A 17,157-nucleotide genomic window follows, 5' to 3' on the forward strand; every position below is an offset into this window, starting at 1 on the left:
ACTGTTGGTACGGTTGTACACCTCGGTTCCTCCCTAATGATTTCCAAATGAAAACTTTGTATGGCGTCGGCAACGACTGGCCCATACAATACAACGAACTGGACCCCTACTACGAGCAGGTAGAAGACCTGATGGCCATTTCCGGCCCAGCCGAAACACCATTTCCCCGCCGTAAACCTTACGCGCAGCCTCCACACTTATTTACGGAGGTCGATAAAATCTTGCACAAAAAGTACGGCAAGCTTTATATCAACCAGCCCACCGCCCGCGCCCGTATTCCTATGAATGGCCGCAACCCCTGTTGTGCCAACGGCGTGTGCAGCGTATGTCCTGTAAATGCCAAATTCACCGTCGACAACTCCAACTTCGGCACGTACGATGATCCACGTGTAGAGCTATTGACGGGTGCACAGGTGTATGGTTTGGAGTTGGTGCAAGATCGTGTTCGGAAGGTGAGCTTTCGCCAAAACGACCGCGACTACCATGTAGCCGGCGAAGTAGTAGCGTTGGGTACTAATGCGCTGTTTAATGCCAATATCCTGCTCAACTCTGGCGATACCAACGCCCATACGGGGCGCGGCCTGGGCGAGCAACTAGGCCTACAGGCGAACGTCTACCTCGATAATCTGGAATGCGTAGGGGGTAGCACCTGGGTGAACGCCAACGGCTATATGCTCTACGACGGTGACCATCGCCGGGAGGCAGCGGCCTGTCTAATGGAGTCTAGCAACACACCCTTTTTCCGACCTGAAAGGGGGAAATGGCGCCATATGGCCAGTTTTCGGATGATATTTGAGGATATGCCCACTGCTGAAAACTACGTAACCACTACGGCCGACATCATGAAGCCAATGGTGCACTTTGGTGGTCCTTCCGACTATGCTTTGCGTGGAATCGAGCGCATGAAACAACAGTTGCCTCAGGTGCTGTCATGTCTGCCCGTCGAGAAAATTATGTACGAAGACCCTTATTCTTCCGAAGCGCATATCCTGGGTACTACCCGTATGGGCGTCACTGCCCAAGATGGCGTAGTAGACAAACACTTACGTCACCACCAGTATCGCAATTTATTTGTATTGGGCAGCGGTAGTTTTCCCACCTATACGCCTGCCAATCCTACACTTACCCTATCGGCCCTGTCGCTTCACGCTGCCGACCAGTCTTTCTAACGACGATTTATTTGAACGACCGTAATACTCCCACCATATGTTACGCAGAAAATTTTTAAAAACAGTAGGATTGGGCGTCGGTGCCGTAACGCTACCTAGTCTTGGCGCCTATGCTGTACCGCTGCATGACGCCACAGCTGGCGTTATTTTGCATCAATTCAACTTTTTGCAATTGGATAAGCAAGGAGTTGCGCGGTTTGTGCAAGACTATTACAAAATCAACAAGAATGCTACTTTGATGATAAAATTAAAAATGAGACTATATTATTTACTTAGGACTAATGCACAACAGTCGCAGCTGGTGCATTCTATCAGCACGTCATATTTATTATCTACCGATTTTTTCCAGCATAAAATGGATGAAAGCAGACTCATACAATACCAAGGCATTTATGATGTTTATAGAACACCCTGTGCTCATCCTTTTACTGCGTTATATTATCCACCAGCTGTTTAAATAATATTTTCTTCAGCTTATTTAAGTCGAGTTAACACTACTAGTATCGTTACATGTATAAGGTAACCCAGGCGGAACTGCGCCCACAACACAGCGGGCTTAGCTCCTTATTCTCCGGTTCTATAGCTACGCCCGAGCAGCCGGCTACTGATGCCACGCGCTACGCCATTTTCTGCGCATTATGGGCCGTTGCTACGCTCTTTCACATGGCGCAGTCCCGTATTTACACCAGCCAGCTGCATTACGTACTTCTAACGCTCGCTGCCTTCGTCGTGCTGAGCAAACCATCTTCTGTCGTCCGGCTGCTGGCGCTTATTGAGTTGCAGCTGTACGAAGTCTTTTTTAGTCTACCTGCCATTAGCAACCACTGGCTTTTCACCACTTTCGTGAATCTAACTATTCTACAGGCCCTGCTGTGGGTAGTAATCAAGAAGCGCAGCTTGCAAGTAGATAGAGCAGCTTTTCTACGGGCTTTTGCACCTGCTGTGCGGTTAGAGTTACTCGTTCTCTACTTCTTTGTTGTGCTCCACAAGCTCAATTGGGCTTTCTTCTCACCTAGTGCTAGCTGCGCTGCTGTGCTGTATAAAGCCCAACACGCAGAAGCCCTCCTGCCGAACTCACCTGCATTTATATTAGCCAATATCTACTTAACTATTGCGATTGAAACATTAATTCCGTTACTACTTATTTTTAGAAAAACGCGCAATATCGGTTTAGTAGTTGGTCTTGTATTTCATTGCGTCATTGCCTTTAATTCCTACAATGGTTTCTATGATTTCTCATCCATGATTTTTGCCGCTTATTTTTTATTCACTGGTTATAATTTTAGTACTACTATACATCGTCTCTATAAAAACTCAATTAATTCTTGGTTCGCATTTAAACAACGTTTTTCTCAGTTTACACTGTCTCACACTTTGCTATGGACTGCGCTTTTCGTATTTCTACTGTGTGGCATTAAAATAATCAGTAAAATTTCTACTGATTATTTTCAGATAATATGGGGCGCCTATAGTTTCTTATATATACTACTCTTTCTTCTTTCTCTATATAAAGCGCGGCAGTATTTCCCTACGCGCCTTTTTACGTTACCCAACGCGTTCTTTTGCCTCCTTCCGTTACTGGTTTTCCTGAATGGTATCAGTCCGTATATCGGCCTGAAAACAGAATCTTCATTCGCCATGTTTTCCAACCTGCGCACAGAAGGGGGCATCACCAATCACCTGTTTATTCCGGTGAGTGCACAGATATTCGACTTTCAGAAAGACATGATTGAGGTAGTAGCCTCGTCGGACACTGAGTTGCAACGAATTGCCGACGAAGGCAAGCTGATAACATTCTTTCAGTTGAAAAATCGGGTGGCTGATGTGCGGCCAGCGCGGGTGGAGTACATTCGCAACGGGCAGCGCCGCACGTTTGAGCTGACCTCGGCCGCGCCCAACGATGAGCTGCTGCACAAAAGCCCGTCGTTGCTGCGCAAGTTTATGCGCTTCCGCATGATCAACAAGGTAGATCCGCAGCCCTGCCAGCACTAGCTCGCTACCGCACGTGGGCGCCGTCGTGGATTTCTACTACCCGAACGGTTGCCTTTGCACAACCTACATTTTGGTGCCATACCTTATTTCACAGGCCCTACCCCACTAGTAGTCTGCACGATGGGCTGGATGGAGCCATCCTTGTTGTAGTGCATTTCATCCACGCAGATGGAGCGGCGGTAACTGCCGCCAGTGGGCAAGGAGCCGTTGTGGTAAAAAAAATAGCTCTTGCCCTTGTAGTCGATGATGCCGGGGTGAGTCGTGAAGCTGTTGGGCACGTTTTCCTGGATGATGCCGCGATAGGTCCAGGGACCGGTGGCGCTGGGGGCCGTGCAATACTCTATCATCTCAGGCTTGGTACCGGCGCTGGCATACACAAGGTAGTAGAGCTTTTTACGCTTGTACAGCCAGGGCCCTTCGATGTAGTTTTTGGGCGTGAAGGTATTGATGGGGCCAGCCAGCTCAGTCATGTTATCCTTGATCTTCACCCACTTGCAACTGCCATTGCCCCAGTACATATATACCTGCTTGTCGTCGTCCACAAAAACCGTGGGGTCAATGTCGTCCCAGGCATGCGGCTTGTCCTTGGTCATCTCGTTCACGATGAGCGCCTTACCAATGGCGTCCTTGAACGGCCCGGTAGGCCTATCCGACATGGCTACGCCGATGGCCGCGCCACCCTGGCTGTTGTCGTCCTTCTTATGGAACGTGGATACAAACCAGTAGAACTTGCCCTTATGGTACACGCACTGCGCCGCGTAGGCATCGCCGGTGGCCCAGGCAAAGGTGCGGGGCGAGAGGTGCGTGCCGTAGTCTTTCCAGTGCACCATGTCGGTGGTGGAATAGATGCGCCAGTCCGGCATTTTGTAGTTGGTTTCCTGCACCGAAGCCGTATCGTGGCCGGTGTATAGAAACAGCGTGTCGCGGTACACAAGTGGGGCGGGGTCGGCCGTGAATACATCTTTAATAATCGGGTTCTGCGCCTGCGAAGGTAGGTAGGCCCCAAGGGCTAGTAGGGCGACAAGCAAGGTCTTTTTCATAGGGCTAGGAATGGGCTGAGTAGGAAAGAACCGCAGAGCTACTGGGCTTTTAGGGAATAGGTTTTGCCGGCTTCGGTGGGAAAATCATACACAAACGACGGGGCCAGCGTGGGCCGCCTAGGGGTAGTTTTGGAGTAAACCAGGGGCGGCTTAACGGCTATGTTTTGGTAAAACGGGTTGGGGTTTTCGCCCTGCGCTTCCCGCAGCGTCAAGCCGCTAGCAGCCGCTATAGAGCTATGCACCCGTATGCGGCAGTTGCCTCCTAGCTTCGAAGTGATGCGCGCACGAGTAATCTTGCCCTTGTCCCAGGCCAGGTCCACTACGTAGCCGCCGCGGGCTACCAAGCCAGTTACTTCGCCCGTAGGCCAGGCGTCGGGTAAGGCAGGTAAAATGTCAATAGCTTCATCGTAGCTCTGCACAAACAATTCGGCTAGCCCAGCAGTGCAGCCGAAGTTGCCGTCAATCTGAAACGGCGGGTGGGCGTCCAGCAGGTTCGGGTAAGTGCCACCGCCCTCTCCCGTGTTGCCACCCGCGCCGGAGCGCAGCCGCAGCTGATCGGTGAGCAGCTTGTAGGCGTGGTTACCATCCTGCATGCGCGCCCAGAAGTTCACCTTCCACCCCATCGACCAGCCCGTAGACACATCGCCGCGCTGAGTGAGCGTCACGCGGGCAGCCTCAAACAGCTCCGGGGTGCGGTAGGGCGAAATTTGTCCGCTCGGAAACAGGCCGTAGAGGTGGGAAATGTGGCGGTGCTGGTCCTGGGGGTTGTCTACGTCTTGCAGCCACTCCTGCACCTGCCCATGCTGGCCAATCTGTATGGGCGGCAGCCGCTCGCGCAAGCGGCGCAGACTATCCGCAAACGGCATATCCAACTGCAGCAGCTCGGCGGCCCGGATGGTTTTCGAGAACAGGTCAAGCACCAACTGATTGTCCATGGTGGTGCCAGCAACAAGGGCAATCTGCTTGCCTTGAAGTGAATACGTATTTTCAGGCGACACCGAAGGAGCTACCACCAGCCAGTGATGGGTCGGCTCCTCCTGCAGAGCATCAACGAAGTACGTGGCCGCGCCCTTCAGCACAGGGTAGTAGGTGCGCAGAAAACCTAGGTCGCCAGTGAACTGGTAATGGTCCCAGAGGTGCTGGCTCAGCCAGGCGCCGCCCATGGGCCAGAGGCCGTACTGCGGCGGGTCAACTTGGCCCGTGATGCGCCAGATATCGGTGTTGTGGTGCAGGGCCCAGCCGCGGGCCCCATACATCTGGCGGGCGGTCTGCTGACCGGTCACGCTCAGGTCTTTGATCATCCCGAACAGCGGCTCGTGCAGCTCGGTCAGGTTGGTGACTTCGGCGGGCCAGTAGTTCATTTCGGTGTTGATGTTCACCGTGTACTTGCTGTCCCAGGGTCCCTTGAGCTGGTCGTTCCAGATGCCTTGCAGGTTGGCGGGCTGCCCACCCGGCTGCGAGGAGCTAATGAGTAGGTAGCGGCCGTACTGAAAATACAAAGCCGCCAGCGCGGGGTCATTGCCCTGGGCAAAACCAGTCAGACGCTGGGGCGTGGGCAGCTGGGCAGCAGGCGTCACGCCCAGGTTCAGCGTCACGCGGTTGAAGTAGCGCTGGTAGGCTGCTACGTGGTCGGCCAGGGCTTGCTTGTAGGACTTGCGCACGGCAGTGGCAAGGTAGGCTGCGGCCCGCGCGGCCGGGTCGCCGCTTACATCATGGTAATTGTTGAAGTTGGTGCCGATAGAAATGTAAAGCGTAGCGCTGTTGGCTCCATCCAAACGAATACCCGCGTCGGTGGCTTGCAAGGTGCCGCCCTCGGCCACAACCTGCACCCGCGTCTGGAAACGCACCTTCCCCTCCTGCCCTTCATGCTCACTTCCGCGACCATCCAGCACCAACTGGTTTTGCTCGGCGTGCCGGGTGTGCTGCATGGGGCTTTCCTCACTGATCAGGCAACTGATGCGGCCCGGCTTGCTAGCCGTGAGTCGCACGATTAGCACCTGATCGGACAGGGAGCTGAACATTTCGCGCCGGTAGGCCACCCCGCCTACCTCGTAGCTCACCGAGGCCACGGCCCGGCCGATGTCCAGGTCGCGCTGGTAGTGGGTGGCGTTGTCGTGGCCTGGGAAGTCGAGGTACACGTTTGAGGCCGTTTGGTAGGGCATGCCGCTGTTGCCAGCGGGCTGCATCTGGGCTTGCGCCTGGGCCTGCGCCTCCACCAGTTGTCCGGCCAGCAGTTGCTCACGGAGCTGGCGCACCACCGGCAGCGCATCAGCCTTCACGTTGTTGTTGGGCCCACCACCCCAAATAGTCTCCTCATTCAGCTGCAACCGCTCGCGCTGGGGCCCGCCAAACACCATGGCCCCCAGGCGGCCATTGCCGAGGGGTAGGGCCTCATTCCAGTTGGCGGCTGGTTTGTCGTACCACAGTCGTAGCGGGGTAGGCTTGGGCTTGCCCACCGCCGTCCCAAGAGTACCTGCCCAGCAGAGTAGCATCAGAAAGGCCTGCGCTGGCCCTCGGAGTATTTTCATAGGTAGGTGGATGGGACGCTAACTTCCTAAGAAAGTGAGGGTTGGAATGGGTTTTATAGACTTATTCAGGCCATCATGCTTCATCTGGCGTCCGCTTGTCGAACATCTCTCCCGCTTTGCAAGGATGATGTAGAGACGCATACTTGCGTCTCCCGCGTGCTGATATTGTTTAGCTAGCGGTCCTAGGCCAGTCGTTCAACAAGGAGACGCAAGTATGCGTCTCTACATCGTCCTTGCAAAGCGGGAGAGATGCTTCGATAAGCGGACGCCAGATGAAGCATGACGGTCTTCTAAGACTTCTTAGCTGCGGCTAGCTGCTTAAAACAGCTTTTGGGCAAACTGATACAAATCGTGGCGCCACACGGGCCAGGTGTGGCCGCCGGGGTACTCGCTGTACACGTACTTGATGCCCAACTCGTCCATTTTGGCGCGCATCACTTTGTTGTTGGCGTAGGCAATGTCTTCAGGCCCGCCCATCGAGAGCCACAGCTGCTTGAGGTTGGTGTTGATGGTGCCCGCGTTGGCCTTCATATAAGCATACTGCGGGTCCGACAAAGCCGCGTTATTGGCAAAGAAGCCCGAGCTGAACACGCCGAGGTAACTGAACATGTCGGTGTTTTTTATGCCCGCGTACAGCGTCTGTAGGCCACCCATCGACAGGCCCGCCAATGCCCGATTCTGAGCGCCGGGCGCTACGCGGTAGTTGCTCTCCACCACCGGCAGCACAGTTTGCTTGAGCTCGTCTTCAAAGCGCTTTAGCGTAGGCTCGCCGAAGCCAGCTAGGCCGCCGGGGCCACCCATGTTGCCGTCGAGCATCACCACGAGCATGGGCTTGGCTTTTTTGTCGGCAATCAGGTTATCCAGAATCACGTTGGTTTTGCCTTGCTTGGCCCAGCCGGTCTCGTCTTCGCCACCGCCGTGCAGCAGGTACAGCACCGGGTATTTAGCGGCCGTGTTGGCATCGTAGCCGGCGGGCGTATACACGAAAAACCGCCGCCATGAGTTGGTGACTTTGGAGAAGTACCGCCGCTCCCGCACCTCGCCGTGGGGCACGTCACGCAGAGCGTAGAAGCCGGTGCCGCGGCCCGGTATTTCAATGCCGCTGGCCATGCGCCCCATGCCGTAGAAGGTGTCGCTGGCGGGGTCGGCAATAGGTAAGTCGTCGAGCACCAGAGAGTAGTAGTGCAGGCCGCGGCTCAGGGTATCAGTGGTGACGGTCCAGGTGCCCGTGCTGTCCTTCACCATGTCGTACTTACGCCCTAGGTCCAGCTGGGCCTTTTGCACGCCAGGGGCTTTCAGGCGAAATACGGCGCGGTTGTCGGGCAGAATCTGGGGGTACTTAGCGTTGCGCACGTTGGTGGAGGCCGGCGCGCCCAGTACCGTGTAGGTGGGCAGCGCGGCTACATCCACGGGCTTAAACAGCTGCTGCGAGAACATATAAAGCCCGTTTTTCCAGACTTTGAAGTCGTGCCCACCGGCTTCCAGGTAGTACACGTGCGGCACGTTGTGCTCGTAGAGGTAGTCGTGGGTGCGCTGGCTAATGGGCAGCAGGCCGTCCTGGTCGCCGCACGAAATCCAGAGGAGCTTGAGCTGCTTTTTAGCTTTCGCCGGGTCGGGTACCAGCTGCTCGGGCTGCTTGGTATTCGGGGCCGATGAAAAGCCCCCTACCCAGGCAAACTTATCGAGGTGGCCTAGCCCAAAGTTCAACGACTGCCCCCCGCCCATCGACAGGCCGGCAATGGCCCGGTCCTCGCGATTTTTGAGGGCCGGGTAGTGCTTTTCGATGTAGGGAATGAGGTCGGTGAGTAGGTCTTGCTCGAAGTTGGCGAAGGCGGCTACCTTATCCGGCCCGTAGATATTGCCCACGGGCCGGTCGTCCTTCATAGCCCGGCCGTTGGGCATTACTACCAGCATGGGCTTGAGCTTGCCGGCCGCGTACAGATTATCCAGAATTACCTGCGGGCGGCCGCCTTTGAGCCACTCCTTCTCGTCGCCGCCAATGCCGTGCAGCAGGTAGAGCACTGGGTATTTCTTTTTCTTGGAATAGCCCGGCGGCGTGTACACCAGCGCCTTGCGCACCGTGCCCACGGTTTTGGAGGTATAGCTAATGCTGTCCAGCTTACCGGTGGCAATGCCGGCAGCGGGCTGGTCAAAGCCCCTAGGGGCTTCCATGATGGTTTTTTGAGCTAAGGCGCTACCAGTGCTCAGTAGCATAACACTCAGAATGGCGGGGACTATATTTCTCATACCTCGGGAAGAGGCCTAGCAGGCCAGGTAATAGGTGGGAATATCAGATGGTTTGCAAGCGCACGGCTTCGTTACCCCTCAGTCAAATTTGACCCAGTCAATGGCTACGGGCGTGTTTGTTTTGGAGGACACAACTAGCGTATGGGTACCGGGCTTAAAGGCCGATAAGGGCGCTTTCACCTCCTGCCATTTGCTACCCTTGGGCACGGTTACTTGGGCTAGCACCGGACCGGTGGCTCCATCGGCGCGCAGTTGCACCGTAGCGCCGGCAGCCGCCATTGTGCGGAGCGTCACCGTCTTGAGCGCCTGTTTGCCAAAGGCTACCCCGTTGTATTGCACCCAGCCCTGGTTGTTGGCAAACACCGTTTTCCAGCCCTGGAACTTGTTGGCCGTATCCAGGAAGGCGATGGTAGCGCCGCTGCTGCTCAGGCGGCTGTAGCGGTCCAACTGAATTTTCTGCTTGGCATCGGTGAGGCCCACGCCACGCAGGGTAGGAATTACTTTGCGAATGGCGCCATCGGGCTCGAAAAACAGGCTGTCGATGCGCACCGAGCGGTTTTTGTCGAAGTTGGGCGACAAGTCGTTGTGGTGGTAGAATAAGTACCACTGATTTTTAAGCTCCAACAGGGAGTGGTGGTTGGTCCAGCAGCCCGTCGGCGACTCATCCATAATCACGCCTTTCACTATGAACGGACCTAAGGGGCTTGTGCTGGTGGCGTATTCGAGGCGCTCGGTTTTGTTGGCCACGTGCGGATAAGTCAGGTAGTACGTGCCGTTGCGCTTGGATAGGTAGGGCCCCTCCTTCAAGCCTTTGGTCGGCAGCTCGCCCAGCGTCACGGGCTCGGAGGCTAGCTCCAGCATGTTCTCCTTCAGCTTGGCGCCGTAAATGTTGCCCTGCGACCAATACAGGTAGGCTTGCCCATCTTGGTCGATAAACACGTTGGGGTCGATGCCGCGCACGCCCTTGATGGGCATCGGCTGCGGCACAAACGGCCCGGTAGGCTTATCGGCCACGGCCACCCCAATGGTGAAGCCCTTGTTGATGGTCGTGTCCTTGGGGGTGGTCGGGAAGTAGAAGTAGTACTTGCCGTTGCGCGCAATGCAGTCGGGTGCCCACATGCTGTAGCTGTCGGGCTTCACCCAAGGCACCTTGTTTTGCGTGACGATGACGCCATGGTCGGTCCAATCGGTGAGGTTAGTCGAGGAAAACACGTGGTAGTCTTCCATCACAAACCAGCCGGCCCGTCCCCGGCCGGGCGCGGCCGGAATATCGTGCGAGGGGTACACGTACACCCGCCCATTGAACGCGCGCGCCGTGGGGTCTGCGGTAAATTGGTTGGTAATAATCGGGTTTTGCGCCTGGGCCGCGCCGCCCACAAGGCAGGCTAGGCCAGTTAGGATATAGGATAGTTTGTGTTTCAGCATCGAGGGTAGGATTTTCAGATAGAGTGTGAAGTCAAAAGAGGCCGTCATGCTTCGGCTGCGCTCAGCATGACCGTTGGGTAAAAGCTACTTAGCACTGGTAAGTGTCTCCGCAATTCGGAAGTAGTCGAAATCGGCGTAGCCGCCCGCCTGCTTCGTGGCGTAATTGAACAGCCCGAACCGGTAGCCCATGAAGTGGGGCAGCGTGTAAGCCATCTTGAGCGGGCCGCCAATGGCTTTCCACATTTTGCCATCGAGGCTGTAGTAGAAGGTCGCCACGTCCTTGCGCTCGGTGAAGTCGCATTCCGCCTTGAAGTACACTGTGTTCTGCATCAGCGGCAGGCGTTGCAGCTCCACGGGTTTCTCCGATTCGGCGCTAACCATGACGATGGACTTCTTGCCGTTGCGCGACTCCACTCCTACCAGGCCGTAGCGCTTTTGCAGCAGGGCTAGGCCAGCAAAATCACCATCCTTAAGGTGCGATACATCTAGAGCCGTAGTGCCGGCGCAAGTCGGGCCGATGGTGCGCTGGGTGAGGGTGTTGCGGGCCAGCAGGAAGGTGGTATCCGTGCGGCCAGTTTTGAGGCGTAGGTAGCCAGGGCGGTCAGTCAGCGACCAGAGGGAGTTTTCGGGGTTGTGGTTCCACTGCCACACCAGCGGCAAGGCAGGCTCGCCCTTGCGCCGGCTAAACTCATCCGAGGCTACAATGCCCGGAATCAGGCCTTTGCTGGCGGGTAGGGCCAGCGTCTGAGGTACTTTGCCGGTCGGACTACCTAGCACCGGCCAGCCGTCAGTCCACGTCACGGGCACCAGGTACGGGATGCGGCCTACGGCGCCGTAGTCGCGGAACAGGTAGGAAAACCACCGCCCATCGGGCGTGTCGATGAGGCCGCCCTGGGCCACGCCTAGGTCTTGCAGCGCCACCCGCCCTTCGTAGGGACCGGTGAGCTTGTCGGCCCGGTGCACCACCACGGTGCGCATACCACCCTTGGGCCAGGTGATGTTGAAGAGGTAGTACTTGCCCTTGATCTTAAACAGTTGCGAACCTTCGGCGGGTAGGCCTAGGTTGGGGCCGGCTGGGGTGCTGGCGTTTTCGATCAGCACCTGCTCGGTAGCGCCGGGCTTCACGCCAGAGGCGTCGGCCTTCAGCTCAATCAACTGCAGCTTACCGGCGCCATATACTAGGTACACACGGCCATCATCATCAAAAAACAGGGAATGGTCGTGGTAGCTCGGCTTAAACGACACGGCTTTCCAGGGACCCTTCTCGATGTTCTTGGTGGAATAGATGTAGGTCTTGCCCGTGGTCTGGGCGAAGGTCGAGACGTAGTAGGTGCCCTGGTGAAACCGCAGGCTGCTGGCCCACGAGCCGCGGCCGTACGTGCTCTTGCCGTTGCGCAGCGTCAGCTCATCCTGGTTGCCCAGCGTGTCGGAGGCGTAGCTCACCAAGTGCCAGTTCACCAGGTCTTTCGACTTCATGATGGGCACGCCCGGCGTCATGTGCATGGTCGTACTACTCATGTAGTAGGTATCCCCCACCCGTATCATCGACAGGTCCGGCACATCGGCGAAGATGACAGGGTTTTGCGCCTGCTTTACCTGCGCCGCCAGCGGGGTCACTACCGCAGAGGCGAAGAACACCCCAATAGCTAAAACACTCCGTTTCAAAGAATAAGGCATAGACCACGAACGCTGAGGTGAGTAGAGAATCGGATTTAAGCAGGCTTGATAGCCTGGTATTTGCCGCTCAGGTGCAGCAGGCTAAACAGGTACAGCAGGCCGTCGTAGTAGGGGTCAAAGTACCCGTCTTCATAGGGGGCCAGCTTGGCATTCCAGAGCGCGTGCACAAAGGCCAGGTCCCGGTCTTGGTGCATAAGCGAGGCCGAGGCGCTAGTGGCCACTAGGCCTAGGGAGTGCCGCAATTTCTTGACGTCGCCGGCCTGTAGAATAAACTCGGGCCGTGAGCCATCCACGTTGAACTGGTCCTCGAAGGTGTTCACCCCCTTGCCGCGCAAAAACCCTTGGAAGCGCCGAGCATACTGCTCCTGCCAGGCCTTGTCCTTGCCAAACCACACGTAGTCCATGGCAATGTTCATGGGCACCCGCCACGAGTCGTAGCGGAAGGCGGGCGGCGCCCACTTGGTCGCGTGGGGCTTGCCGCTAAACTCGGTGTAGTCGTAGTTGAGGGCCGTGGGAGCGGCGCAGGCACGGTGCAGAAACGCCCGCGCCGTATCGGCGCATGCCCGGTAAAACGGCTCGTGCCCGTCCTTGGCGTAAGTGGCCCACACTTCCAGAAAGGCCGGCACATGGTAGGATGGGTCCGTCCAGTTGTACATGTCCCCTACCGGCACAAAGGTGATTTGCTTGTGCTCGGTATTGAAAAGGTTACGCACGCCGCCGGTGCCATCCTTTTTCCACGAGGCATCCAGGATGCGGCGGGCCTCTTGGTAGTAGTTGATGCCGGTGTTGTTGCCCCAACGGTTGGCGGCAAACAGCAGGCTAGTGACGAAGTACAGCTCGCCATCGGAGGCGGGCCCCTCCGAATTGAGCTTCATCGTGGTGGTGCTGAAACTCCAGGCGAAGTAGCCTTCCAGCGGGCCGCTCTGGTGCTGCAAGTTCTTCTTCGACCAGCGCCAGAGGCGGTCAAACACCTGCTTTTTGTTCATCTGCACGGCCACCATCATGCCATACGACATGCCTTCGGTGCGGGCATCGTGGTTTTTCACATCCGACACGTAGGCCATCGAGTCGCCTACCTCGAAATACACCTTGTTGGGCCCTTCAAACACGTCGTGGTAGGCCTGCGCTACTTTCTGGTCGATGGCGGCTTGGCTGTAGCCTGCCTCCCGCAGCAAATTCGGGTACTTGCCCGTGTAAAAAGCCCCTTTTTGCGTAGTGGGCGCCTGTTTGGGTTTGGAGGTGCGCTGGGCCGCCGCGCTACCTAGGCCAGCACATTGCAAGCCTAGCAGCAGCAAGCCAACCCGGCTGCGGTGAAGGAAAGAAAAGCGTGCGTTCATAGAGATAAGGCAAATGAGCGGCCGTGCGGCGCTTCGCACGGGCTGACCGTTTGGTAGATGGTAGGGAGACGAGGCCGATCAGTGGCCTAGGGCTGCACCACGAAGCCGCCCCGCGCGGGCAACGTCACGCTGACGGTGCTGCCCGCCACGGCCCGCGTGCTGAAGCTGCGGTTGGTGTCGCCGTCGGTGATGAGCGTGCCGTTTTTGAGGCCTAGCTTGCCGAGGTCAACCTGAATGGTTTTGGGTGCGTCGGTGGCGTTGATGCCGGCCACATACCACCCGCCGCCGGGGGCCTGCCGGGCCAGCACCGCATACTCGCCGGGGAAGCCGTCCATCAGCTTCACGTCAGCCCAGCGCGGCGGTAGCTTCTTCACGAAATCCTGCACGTAAGCGGGCTGCGCGGCCATGCCCTCGGGCACCTCGGCATAGTGCTGAATACCCGACTGAAACAGCACCGACAACGCCAGCTCAAAGGCATTGGACGTGCGACGCTCCTTGCCGCGTATCTCCGAAAAGGCCATGGGCGTGAAGTCCATTGGGCCCACGGCGTTGCGGGTGAAGGGCAGTGTAGCGCAGTGGGTGGCCTCCTGATCGGTGTTGCGCTGGTCGAAGGTCAGGAACTCGAAGCCCTTCACGGCCTCCATCGTCATCAGGTTGGGGTAAGTCCGGTTCCAGCCCCGCGGGATGGTCGTGCCGTGAAAGTTGACCAGAAGGCCAGCCTGGGCAGCATCCGTCAGGATATCCTGGTAGTAGTTCATAAACGACTGCCCATCGCCTCCGAAGAAGTCGATTTTTACCCCGGCCACGCCCATCTGCTTGATGCGCGCAAACTCCTTGCGTCGGCTTTCGGGTTCAAACAGCACGTTAGCGGGCGTTTGCGGAGCCTGGTTCCAGTGGCCGTTCGAGTTGTACCACACCAGCAGGCCTACGTTTTTGGAGCGCGCGTACTGAGCCAGCTCCTGGGTTTTGTCGTAGCCGATTTGCTTGTCCCAGAGGGCATCCACGAGGCAGTAGCGCCAGCCCATAGTAGCGGCGTAATCGATGAAGCGGCGCTGCACGTCGTAGGTGGTGTTTTGGTCCCCCATCAGCACCCACGACCACGACGATTTGCCGGGCGCCTCGGTGAGCACCGGCGTTGTAGCGGGCGCGCTCAGGTCCGTCGTCAGCGTCGATTCCACGATGGGCGCCAGCGAATTTCCTACTACCACCACGCGCCAGGGCGTACTCCACGGCAAGCTGCTTTCGGGCAGCAGGGCCGCGTCGGGCGTCGTTTTTTCGGGAGCCTGCGGAAAGGCCACGGCATACTCGGCATCGGGCGACTCGTGGGCCAGGTGGGTGCCGGCGTAGGTGCGGCCCATGCCGGCCTCGGTCAGCAGCACCCAGTGCCCGGCGGTTTGAAACAAGGCCGGAAACGACCACCCTTGCCCGATGGTAGAAGGCGTACCGGCCGCGATGCCGCGCTGGTAGTTTTCCTCATACGAGGGCTGCGTGTTTGCAAATCCCGTCTGGGCTTTGGCGTGTGGGTGCAGCCAGCCTTTAGCACTAGTCGGCAAATGAAAGGAAGTGGCTTCGGCCGTGATGTGCTGTACTTCCTTACTAGGTCCCTCTAGCACATACTGAAACGCTACCCCATCATTCGACACCTGAAACACCACGCTGAGCTGCGGCGCCCCGGCCGCCCCCATAAAGTGCAGCACGCGCCGGTTGGCCCGGTAGCGGCAGTTGGCGCGCTTGTCGGTGGCCAGCTGGTAGTCGTCGGCCACAGCGGTTTGCTTGTCGGCTTTCGTGAGTTTGAGGCCCTGCGTGAGGTCGGCGCTGGCAAGGCGGAGGCCCAGGCGCGAGGGTCGTAGCAGCTCGGCCTGGCGGTAGCGCACAGCGTAGGTAGGCTGGCCTTGGGCCGTTACATCTACCGTCACCTGCACGGCCCCGTCGGGGCTACTAATCTGGATGGGCTTAGCGGCCTGGGCAGCAGCAAGGGGTAGCACGAGCAAGCAAATAACTGAGTATAAGCGCATAGAGAAAGGAAGGTGGAAGCGTAGCTAGCGGACCGCGTCTTATTTCTTGTACATGGGGTCGTGGCCCTCGTACTTCAGCCACTTGAAGGAGGCCGTATTGGTGGTGGGCTGCCCGGCCGAGGTGCCATACATACCGTAGAGGCAGCCAATGAAGCCACCCGCCACCTGCGTGCTCAAGAAGCGCGCATCCACCTTGTCTTTCAACAGTGTATACTTTTTGCCGTCCTCTGAAAAGCGGAAGCTATAGGTATCACCGTCGGCGTTGATGCGCAGCTGCACTTTGCCGGTCGCCGCTTTCAAAGGCGCTTTCGCCAGCAGTTCGGTGTTCTTCGCGTCGGCCGTGCTCTTGAGCAGCTGCACAACGGGCTTGCCATTCTCCACCGACTTGCAGAGGTAGTAGAAGTGCTTCTCATCTTGGAATACCACCAATCCCGCCGTTTCGTTAGCTGCCTTGGCCGCAAACGTCAGTTCGGTTTCGGCGCTGCCGTACATGTGCTGCTGGCGCTTGCCGATGAAGGCCGGGTTGCCAGTTTCGGCCACTGTTTCCGGCTTCAATTTCAATGTCAGGCCGTTGGCTTTGCTCAGCGAAAAATTCGTGCTGTCTACGGTGCGCATAAACAGTAGCGCGGGGTCGAGTTGCTTCTCGAAGGTGAGCGTGTAAGCGAAGTTGCCGCTCTGGGGTAGGGCGCCTTTCTGCTTTACCTCGGGGAAGTTGGCTTTGTAGGAATACTGCACTCCGTTGGGGCCAGGCACCGTTACCGGCCACTCATCCTTCCACTCCACAGGCACGATAAACGTTTCGCGGCCCGTGTTATAGAAGTTGTCCTCGTAGGGTCGCACAGCCAGGAAAATAGCATACGTCTTGCCATCGGGTCCTTCTACAAACTGCGCGTGACCAGCCGAAGTGATAGGGTCTTTGCGGTCTTTGGGCAGTTCGCGCTGCGAGAGAATGGGGTTCTTCTCATAAGGCACAAACGGCCCCAGGGCCGTCTTGCCGCGGAACACTACCTCGGTGTGGTTGACCGACGTACCACCCTCGGCCGCGTAGAGGTAGTACCAGTCGCCCCGCTTCATCAAGTGCGGTCCTTCAATCCAGACGGGCTTTTTGCTGAGGTCTACTCCCCCATTCACCACTATTTTGGCTTCACCCACGGTTTTTAACGTCTGCGGGTTCAGCTCAATAATCTTGATGGAGCGATGCCCATCGTACAGGGGCGTGCCGGGCGGGTCGCTGTTGTAGATAACATAGGCTTTGTCGCCCTCAAAGTACAGGGAAGGGTCGATGCCGCGCACCTCGGGCAGGAACACTGGGTCGCTCCACGGGCCCGCTGGGTTTTTGGCCGTCACCACGAAGTTGCCCTTGTGGTCGATCAGCGTACACGTCACGTAGAACGTGCCGTTGTGGTGCTCAATGGCCGGCGCAAACAGCCCACGGGTCATCCGGTCGCCCATGAAAGTCATTTGCGAAGGCCGGTCTATCACGTTACCTACCTGCTTCCAGTTTTTGAGGTCCTGGCTGTGCATCACCGGAATGCCGGGAAAGTAGGAAAACGTTGAATTCACTAGGTAGTAGTCCTTGCCTACCTTGGTAATACTAGGGTCGGGGTAGAAGCCGGTCAGGATAGGATTGACTAACTCAATCGATTGTGCAGAAGAAACAGCGTTTTGTAGCAGTAGCGCTGCTAGGGCAGTGATGAATAGTCTCGGACGCTTTGGTAACATAGTAT

At 57.3% G+C, this 17,157-nt stretch carries 11 protein-coding genes; 3 read left to right on the forward strand and 8 right to left on the reverse strand.

Translation table 11 applies throughout. The annotated features are described in order from the left end of the window. Nucleotides 1-47: 47 nt before the first annotated feature. The 3 genes from F1C16_RS08795 to F1C16_RS08805 all read left to right on the forward strand — a co-directional run bounded on the left by F1C16_RS08795 (nt 48) and on the right by F1C16_RS08805 (nt 3,161). A complete protein-coding gene (locus tag F1C16_RS08795) occupies nt 48-1,169 on the forward strand; it encodes a GMC oxidoreductase (protein ID WP_246601710.1) in 1,122 nt (373 codons plus the stop codon). A 37-nt stretch (nt 1,170-1,206) separates the two neighbouring features. Next, nucleotides 1,207-1,626 carry a hypothetical protein gene (locus F1C16_RS08800; RefSeq protein WP_185283952.1) on the forward strand — a complete coding sequence of 140 codons (420 nt, stop codon included), beginning with the start codon at nt 1,207-1,209 and terminating at the stop codon, nt 1,624-1,626. A 1,181-nt stretch (nt 1,627-2,807) separates the two neighbouring features. Beyond that, the gene (locus F1C16_RS08805) at nt 2,808-3,161 is read left to right on the forward strand and encodes a hypothetical protein (protein ID WP_185283953.1); all 354 of its coding nucleotides are present in this window, start codon (nt 2,808-2,810) and stop codon (nt 3,159-3,161) included. Between the two features lie 83 nt (nt 3,162-3,244). Here the strand turns inward: F1C16_RS08805 and F1C16_RS08810 are convergent, their stop codons facing one another. The 8 genes from F1C16_RS08810 to F1C16_RS08845 all read right to left on the reverse strand — a co-directional run bounded on the left by F1C16_RS08810 (nt 3,245) and on the right by F1C16_RS08845 (nt 17,152). Then, nucleotides 3,245-4,201: a glycoside hydrolase family 43 protein gene (locus F1C16_RS08810; protein WP_185283954.1), complete on the reverse strand. Its 957-nt coding sequence runs from the start codon at nt 4,199-4,201 to the stop codon at nt 3,245-3,247. A 38-nt stretch (nt 4,202-4,239) separates the two neighbouring features. Continuing rightward, nucleotides 4,240-6,729, reverse strand: coding sequence for a glycoside hydrolase family 95 protein (locus F1C16_RS08815; RefSeq protein WP_258049082.1), 2,490 nt, complete (start codon nt 6,727-6,729; stop codon nt 4,240-4,242). A 318-nt stretch (nt 6,730-7,047) separates the two neighbouring features. After that, nucleotides 7,048-8,976 carry an alpha/beta hydrolase-fold protein gene (locus tag F1C16_RS08820; RefSeq protein WP_185283955.1) on the reverse strand — a complete coding sequence of 643 codons (1,929 nt, stop codon included), beginning with the start codon at nt 8,974-8,976 and terminating at the stop codon, nt 7,048-7,050. A 78-nt stretch (nt 8,977-9,054) separates the two neighbouring features. Continuing rightward, nucleotides 9,055-10,449, reverse strand: coding sequence for a family 43 glycosylhydrolase (locus F1C16_RS08825; RefSeq protein ID WP_258049083.1), 1,395 nt, complete (start codon nt 10,447-10,449; stop codon nt 9,055-9,057). A gap of 36 nt (nt 10,450-10,485) precedes the next feature. After that, complete coding sequence (locus tag F1C16_RS08830) at nt 10,486-12,039, reverse strand: glycoside hydrolase 43 family protein (protein WP_258049116.1); 1,554 nt, start codon at nt 12,037-12,039, stop codon at nt 10,486-10,488. Between the two features lie 74 nt (nt 12,040-12,113). Beyond that, a complete protein-coding gene (locus F1C16_RS08835; RefSeq protein WP_185283957.1) occupies nt 12,114-13,415 on the reverse strand; it encodes a glycosyl hydrolase family 8 in 1,302 nt (433 codons plus the stop codon). A gap of 86 nt (nt 13,416-13,501) precedes the next feature. Continuing rightward, the gene (locus F1C16_RS08840; protein WP_185283958.1) at nt 13,502-15,430 is read right to left on the reverse strand and encodes a glycoside hydrolase family 97 protein; all 1,929 of its coding nucleotides are present in this window, start codon (nt 15,428-15,430) and stop codon (nt 13,502-13,504) included. A 39-nt stretch (nt 15,431-15,469) separates the two neighbouring features. Further along, complete coding sequence (locus tag F1C16_RS08845) at nt 15,470-17,152, reverse strand: glycoside hydrolase family 43 protein (protein ID WP_185283959.1); 1,683 nt, start codon at nt 17,150-17,152, stop codon at nt 15,470-15,472. Nucleotides 17,153-17,157 lie beyond the last annotated feature (5 nt).

It is taken from the genome of Hymenobacter sp. NBH84 (assembly GCF_014217645.1).
GTDB classification, from domain to species: Bacteria; Bacteroidota; Bacteroidia; order Cytophagales; family Hymenobacteraceae; genus Hymenobacter; species Hymenobacter profundi.